Origin of the sequence: Streptomyces sp. NPDC091292 (assembly GCF_044757265.1) — a bacterium.
GTDB lineage: Bacteria > Actinomycetota > Actinomycetes > Streptomycetales > Streptomycetaceae > Streptomyces.
In genome coordinates, this window is record NZ_JBIVUQ010000028.1 from 41,782 (window position 1) to 49,439 (window position 7,658).

3 protein-coding genes and 1 pseudogene are annotated in these 7,658 nt (G+C 70.6%); 3 read left to right on the forward strand and 1 reads right to left on the reverse strand.

The window, feature by feature from the left end:
- Window positions 1-70: 70 nt before the first annotated feature.
- A complete protein-coding gene (locus ACIQNU_RS39630) occupies window positions 71-709 on the reverse strand; it encodes a hypothetical protein (RefSeq protein ID WP_401376279.1) in 639 nt (212 codons plus the stop codon).
- A gap of 213 nt (window positions 710-922) precedes the next feature.
- Between ACIQNU_RS39630 and ACIQNU_RS39635 the strand changes: the two genes are divergently transcribed.
- From ACIQNU_RS39635 to ACIQNU_RS39645, 3 genes and pseudogenes are all read left to right on the forward strand, one after another.
- Window positions 923-1,357: a hypothetical protein gene (locus ACIQNU_RS39635; RefSeq protein WP_401376282.1), complete on the forward strand. Its 435-nt coding sequence runs from the start codon at window positions 923-925 to the stop codon at window positions 1,355-1,357.
- Window positions 1,358-1,414: 57 nt separating this feature from the next.
- The gene (gene eccCa / locus ACIQNU_RS39640) at window positions 1,415-5,596 is read left to right on the forward strand and encodes a type VII secretion protein EccCa (protein WP_401376285.1); all 4,182 of its coding nucleotides are present in this window, start codon (window positions 1,415-1,417) and stop codon (window positions 5,594-5,596) included.
- An 81-nt stretch (window positions 5,597-5,677) separates the two neighbouring features.
- Window positions 5,678-7,658: pseudogene (locus tag ACIQNU_RS39645) on the forward strand (hypothetical protein); the annotation flags it as partial.

Consider the following 7,658-nt stretch of genomic DNA (forward strand, 5'->3'; position numbering starts at 1 on the left):
GCGCCCCCGCGGCACGGCGCACGACCGCCCCGCTCCGCATCCGCGGAACGGGGCGGCGCGGCCCGCCGGTTCAGGCTTTGGCCGGAGGAGGTGGAAAGCGGGATGTGCGGTCGGCCTCCGCGTAGACCTGCCCGGAGTGGTTGAGCAGCGCGATGTACTCGCCCAGTTTCTCGATCGTGGAGCCGACTTCGAGCAGCGCGCGCTCCATGGCCGGGTTCATCTCGGCGGCGAACGTCTCGCCGGTCTCGGCGAACGGGTTGTCAACGGACTTGCCCTGCTGCGGGTCGTACGACATCGAACTACTGTTGTCTCCCCCTCGCTCGTACGTGTCCGTGGCGCCCTGTCCGAAGACGGTGTCCTTGACGGCTGCGACCAAGGCGCGGACCTCCTCGTACTTGTCCACCGCGCCGCGTGCCTCGGTGAGCATCGACTTCTCCGCTGTGCGCAGCGCGCCGAGGTCGACCCTCAGATCCCCGGAGGGTTCGGTGATCTCCTCCGGCTGCGGTCCGTCCCCGCCCCCCGACAGGTCCGTCGGGTCGATGTTGAAGGAGGGCGGCACGTCCCAGACGACCTCCGTATCCGGTACCAGGTGGCTGAGGTCCTTGCCGTTGTCCTCCGAGGGATCGGCGACTCCGTCGCCGTCCTCGTCCACCATCTCCGGCTCGGGAAGGGGTGTGTCGTCGTACTGCGAGTCGATCGGTCCGGTCACGGTGTCTCCTTCGTCTCTCACGCGTCGACTTCCCGGCCCGGTGTGCGGACGACACGGTATGCCGGACGGCGTGTGGGGGCAGCGGCCCCGAAGAGCCACCGCCAGCTTAACCATTTATGTGACGAATTATCAGGGTGGTCTCTTTTCATCGACCTTGAGGGAATCACCCCATATCTTCCAGATCATCGGATCGTCACCCGAGGAAGGTGAGCCATGGCTGACAGCGAAGCCGCCAACTACGACCTCTCCGTCATCGATGTGTCCCCGGCCGGCATGAACGTCACGTCCAAGACGCTGGTCGAACTCTCGCTTGCCGTCGCCGAGCGCATCGGCACCATCCTCACCACACTGAACGGGCTGCGTCTGGCGTGGCAGGGCCAGGCCGCCATGGACGCCGAGAAGGTGCAGAACGAGTGGACGCGGGTCATGACGGAACTGTTCGGCACCGAGGAAGATCCGTCCCTCGGGGTCCTGCCCGCGCTGGCGGACGGAGTGGGCATGGCCTGGGGCAACTTCAGCGTGGCCGAGCAGGGCGTCACCAAGATTTTCACCGAGTTCCTCACCAACCTGACCGGGACGGGCGGCGGTGATCCCGAGGAGGTCACCGACACCAACCGGACAGCGGTCACCATGACCTTCCCCTACTGAGTACCGCCTTTCCCCTTCCTTGTGTCCCACACCCCGACAGGCAGCCAGGCAGCCCCCATGAGCCGAATTCCGTTCCACCGCTCCGTCCGGATGACACCCCCACCGATGCCGGAGGGCATGACGAAACTGGCCTCCCCGCCCCAGCGGCCCCAGCCGCAGGGCGCGGCCGGATGGCTGATGCTGCTCCTGCCGCTGCTGTCCAGCGTGAGCATGGCCGCGTACATGGTGGCTTACGGCAGGGCATGGATGATCCTGCTGGGGTTCGCCTTCGTCGTGGTGTCCGTGGGCATCACCATCGGTGTGCGGATGCAGCTGCGCAGCAGTCGGCGCCGCAAACAATTCCGGCAGCGGGACCGGTACCTGGAGTACCTGGCCGGTGTACGCAAGCGCGCTCAACTGAGCAAGGTCGGCCAGCAGGCCGCCGACGCCTGGCGGCATCCACACCCCGAGCGGCTGTGGGCGATAGCCACCCAGCGGCGCCGGGTGTGGGAACGCCGTCCCGGCGACAAGGACTTCCTCCAACTGCGGCTCGGCACCGGAACGGTGCCACTGGCCGACGCGCTGCGCCTCCCGGAGCAGAGCGATCCGACCATCGAGGTCGACGTCCAGTGCCAGCACGCCGCCGCCGAACTCGTCGAGGCGCACAGCACGGTGGGCGGCCAGGCCGCCTGGCTGGACCTGCGGGCGTCCGGCGTGGTCAGTCTGCTGGGCCCACCCCCTCGCACCCGTGAGCTGGCCCAGACCCTGCTGATGCAGCTCTCGGTGCTGCATGCCCCCGACGACGTCCGGGTAGCGGTCGTCACCGGCGGCAACTCCGCGTGGGACTGGGCGAAGTGGCTGCCGCACACTCAGGACCCCGATCCGCGGACCCAGAGGCGAGAGCAGGAGGTCGTCCCCCTTCTCGCCGACGACCTCGCCGGGCTCCACGATCAACTGCGGGCCGCCCTCGACGAAGCGGTCGCGGCCCGCACCGAACGCAACGGCCGTCTCATCGCCCAGCGTGAGAACGGGCCCCGCCGCCACCTGGTCGTCTTCCTGGACAACTACGAACCCGGGGCCCCCTGGGCCCGATCCGCGCTCCTGGCCGACCTGTTCACCGAGGCGGGTCCGGACGTGGGGGTGCACTTGGTGTGTCTCGTGGAGGAAGAGGGCTCCGAACCGGGCCGGGTCGACGTACGCGCCCGTACGGACGCACGCGGTGGACTCGTCCTGGAGGGACGCATGCCGGGCTTGTACGCGGCGATCGAGAAGGGCGCCGCCGACGAGCCGGAGCCCGCAGTCCTGGCAGCCACCGCGCGTGCGCTGGCACCGCTGAGGCTGTCCGGCGAACGCGAACAGGTCCTCGCCGAGGACGTCTCCCTCTCGGGGATGCTCGGCTTCCCGGACATGGCGGCCTTCGACCCGGCCGCAGGCCGGCGCAGCCCCGACGCGAAGGACCTGCTCAGCGTCCCCATCGGGGTGACCGGCACAGGCGAACCGCTGCACCTCGACCTCAAGGAGTCGGCGCAGGGCGGCATCGGCCCGCACGGGCTGGTCGTCGGCGCCACCGGGTCCGGCAAGAGCGAGCTGCTGCGCACCCTCGTCACCGGCATGGCCATGGTGCACGCGCCGGAGCACCTGGCCTTTGTCCTCGTCGACTTCAAGGGCGGCGCCACCTTCGCGGGCGTCACCGAACTGCCGCACGTATCCGGCCTGATCACCAACCTCGCCGACGACCTCGCGCTGGTCGACCGGATGCGCAAGGCCCTCCAGGGCGAACAGCAGCGCCGGCAGCGCATGTTGCGTGAGGCCGGGAACCTCGACTCCGTGCGCGAGTACCAACTCCGTCAGGCCGCCGGCGGAACCGACGTCGACGGCAAACCGCTCGACCCCCTGCCCTACCTGTTCGTCATCGTCGACGAGTTCGGCGAGCTGCTCTCACAACGCCCGGATTTCATCGAGCTGTTCGTCCAGATCGGCAGGGTCGGGCGCTCGCTCGGCATGCACCTGCTGCTCGCCACCCAGCGCCTTGAGGAAGGCAGGCTGCGCGGCCTGGAGTCCCACCTGTCCTACCGGATCTGCCTGCGGACCTTCAGCGCCGCCGAGTCCCGCGCCGTCCTCGGAACCCCCGACGCGTACGCGCTTCCCGCTATCCCGGGCTCCGCCTATCTGAAGGTCGACGAATCGGTCTACGAGCGATTCCGCGTCGCACACGTGTCGGCCCCCTACCGCGAGCAGGACCCCGACGCCGCCGCCGTGGCCGTCGAACCGGTTCCCTTCGCCGTGCACGGGGACCTCGCCCCGCTCGCCCCCGAGGAGAGCGAGGCGACCCGCCGGGAATGGACCCCGCCGGGCGGCGCGACCGAACTCCAGATCGCGGTGGAGCGACTGGTGAACAAGGACATCCCGGGCCACCAAGTGTGGCTGCCACCGCTGCCCACGCACTTCGCCCTCAGCTCGCTGCTCGGTGAGCCGGAGGTCGACCCGGAGCTGGGCCTGCGCTGCTCCCAGTGGCCCTACACGGGCCGGCTGGTGTTCCCGGTCGGCGTGATCGACGTGCCCGCGCGCCAGGAACAGATCCCCCTCACGGCGGATCTGACGGGACGCCAAGGGCACATCGCTCTGGTGGGCGCCCCCCAGAGCGGCAAGTCGACCTTCCTGCGCACCGCCATGCTCAGCGCCATGCTCACCCACACCCCCGAAGAACTGCAGTTCTACGTCATCGACATGGGTGGCGGCTCGCTGCACGGACTGAGCGACGCACCCCATGTCGCCGGCATCGCGGGCCGCCGCGACGAGGAGCGGGTACGCCGGGTGCTGGCCGAGGTCGGCCGACTGGTCACCGCGCGCGAGCGGATGTTCCGCGACCTGCGCATCCAGTCCGCGGCCGAACTGCGCACCCGCCGCGCCGACGGCGACCTGCCCGAGGGCGTGCGGGCCGCGGACATCGTGCTGGTCGTCGACAACTGGGCCGCTCTGCACACCTCCGACGACAACGCCGTCACCACCCTCACCGACATCGCCGCCCGCGGCCTCGGTGTCGGAGTCCACCTGTGGCTGACCGCCAACCGGTGGGCGGAGATCCGCGTCGGCCTGCGCGACAACATCCCGGGCCGTCTCGAACTGTGGCTCAACGACCCCTCCGAGTCAGAGATCAGCCGCCCCGCCGCCCGTGCCCTGGGCCAGAGCGTTCCCGGCAGGGGGCTGGCCTCACCCGGACTCACCCACCACATCGCGCTGCCCCGGCTGGACGGCGTGGACGGCATGGACGGGATCGCCGACGCCGAGCGCCGGCTGGTGTCCAGGATCGCGGAGAGCTGGCCGAGGGCCGCTGCCCCGGCGCTGCGCGTACTCCCCGACCGGATCACCGTCCGCGAGTTGGCGGCGCCCGCGGCGCCGACGCCCGCCGAACGCTGGGAGGGCCACGGCGCCGCCCTCGGCGAACGCGAGGTACCCGTCGCGCTGCGCGAGTCCGACCTGGCTCCCGTCGGACTCGATCTGACGTCGAGCGACCCGCACTTCGTGGTCTTCGGCGACTCGGGATCCGGCAAGACCGCGTTCCTGCGTGCCTGGATGCGCGGTCTGGCCGCCCGCCACACCGCCCACGAGCTACGGTTCATGATCGTCGACTACCGGCACAGCCTGCTGGGCGTGGTGGCCGACGAGTACATCGGTGCCCGCGGCGGCAGCTCCGACCTGGTTGCCGGACAGGTCGGAGCCCTCGCCGAGACCCTGCGCTCCCGGATGCCTCCGGCCGACATCACTCCCGCCCAGCTCGCCGAGCGCGGCTGGTGGGAGGGCCCCGAACTGTACGTCGTCGTGGACGACTACGACCTGGCGGCGGGCGGCATGGGGCGGGGTCCGCTGGCTCCGCTGGCCGAGTTCATCCCGCAGGCGGACGAGCTGGGCTTCCATCTCGTACTGGCCCGCCGGGTCGGTGGCGCCGCCCGAGCCCTGCTGTCGGACCCGCTGCTGAGCAAGCTCAAGGAGATCGGCTCCGGTGGCCTGCTGCTGTCCGGGGACCACCGCGAAGGGGTCCTCATCAACGAGCAGCGCGCGTACCGCCGTCAGCCCGGTCGCGGGACGCTGGTCCGCCGGGGCCACGAGCCCACCCTCGTCCAGGTCGCCATGGACGAGCGGGACGTACCGGCCGAGGCGTTGACCATGTCGCCGAGCACCGGTGCCGGTGATGAGGGGGGCGCGGGGCCCGGCAACGAAGCCCCGCCCGCGACGCGCACACAGCCGGTGACCCGGACCTAACCACCCGTCCAGACCGCCGCGTGCGGCACCAGCAGCCAGGCGACCGTCGAACACATCACGCCCAGGGAGGGCGGCCCCACCATGGAAGACGCGGATTCCGTACTCGGCGACATCAAGGTCGAGGAGATGTACGCCCTGGGCAACGCCTGGATCCAGCTCGGTGACGCTCTTCACGAGCGCCGGGTCGCCGTCAATGGCCACGTGGACGGGATCGGCATGACCGGAGCGGCGGGCGATGAGGCGCGCAGGGCGTGGGAGGAAGGGCTAGCCCCGACCTTCGACGCCACAGCCGAGAAGGCGTGGACGATCGGGCAGACGATCAACCGCTACGCCGATGAGTTGTACAAGGCGGCCGAGGAGTACGCGGAGCAGCTCAACGCCGCCATGTGGGCGGACATCCTGGGCGTCATCTTCGGGCTCGTCCTCATCGGCCTCGGGCCGATCCTCGCGCGGGTGATGTCGATCATCAGTTCGCTGCTGGCCCGGCTGATCCCGGTGGTGACCGCGATCGGGAGCCGACTCGGAACCGTGGGGGGCGCGGTCGTCGGTGCCGCCGGGGGCGCCGTCGCCGGTGCCGCGGTCGAGGCGGGCCTCGACATCGGCATCGGTGCGCTGGGCGCCGAGATCGCGGGTGCCGATTTCGACGTGACCTGGTCCGTGGCCATCAGCGCGATCGTCGGGGCGGGCTTCGGCGCGCACGGCGGCGGCTTGATGGGCTGGCATTACGGCAGTGGGGGGCGCTCCTTCGTCCCCAAGCCCACCCCTGTTGGCGACGCCCCGTCGTCCGTGCCCCCCGGCGTCACCCCGTCCACCGTCAAACCCATGCCGGGTAGCGGCGATGGGACGGTTCCGCCCCCGTCCCGGACGCCCGGGGGCGACCTTTCCCTGCCCACCCCTGACGGCCTGGGCAGGGGCGACGGATCGCTGGCTCCCCCTCCGTCCGGCGGCAGGGACGGCGTCTCCGTCAAGGAGAACACCCCCACCAACAGCGGCCCCGGCAACGGACGTTCAGGCGACCTCGGCATGCCCGCCCAAGCGACGAAGACCGACGGCTCCTCCACGGCACCGCCCCCCACTCCGCTACCGGCTCGCGGGAACTCGGGGACGACGGAGACTCCCGGCTCGGCCCCCCGGCCGGGTCCGTCCGGACGTGACAGCGTCAGCCCCCCTGCTCCGCAGCCGCCGGTCACCACGCATCCCATCGGCTCCGGGGACGGGACCGGCGTCGCCCCGCCGGGCGGGAAGCGCCCCGATGGCCCCCCGGTCGCTCCGGACTCCCGGGTCACCCCGGACTCCCAGCCCGGTGGCACACCGCCCAGGAACCACGGTTCCGATTCGCCTGCCCCGTCCAGCATCCGGCCGACCGGCAACCCGGACGGGTCGAACGTCACCGGGTCGGGAAACCGCTTCGGCGGCCCGACGCGCGACCTGCACGGGCAGACATCACCGCGTCCGGAGGGCAGTTCGAGGTCGGTGGGCTCGGATATGAGTGCTGCCCCCAGGCCGGCTACGCGTTCCGGACCCGACTACGACCAGCCCGCCAAGCTCGACAACCCGCCTGGCGGGAAGCAGTCCGGCGGCGGGAAGGGTTCGGATGCTGGTGAGGGCGGTCTGCGTTCCAGTAACGGCGGCGGAGATGTCGGCCGTTTGCCCACGTCGAGTAGGCCGCAGTCTTCGGGGAGGACTTTCAGTCCTGATGAGGCGGGGCAGGGTTTGGCTCGTCATGCGGAGAGTCGTGGTATGTCGCCGGGTGAGGCGAGGAAGTGGGGTGATCAGTTCGCGGACGCGCGCCGTATCGGTGATTCCGTCGCTGAGCAGCGGGTACAGGCTGATGTGCATCGGCGTCTTGGCGATATTGATGCTGAGAGGGTGGGGAAGGGGACGGTTGAGGAGAGCCCTGCTGGTGAGGGCGGTCTGCGTTCCAGTGAGGGCGGCGGGGATGTCGGGCGTTTGCCCACGTCGAGTGGGCCGCAGTCTTCGGGGAGGACTTTCAGTCCTGATGAGGCGGGGCAGGGTTTGGCTCGTCATGCGGAGAGTCGTGGTATGTCGCCGGGTGAGGCGA

Coding starts and splice junctions, on each gene's coding strand:
- eccCa (WP_401376285.1), top strand. CDS start 1,415: ATGAGCCGAATTCCGTTCCACCGCTCCGTCCGGATGACACCCCCACCG.
- ACIQNU_RS39635 (WP_401376282.1), top strand. CDS start 923: ATGGCTGACAGCGAAGCCGCCAACTACGACCTCTCCGTCATCGATGTG.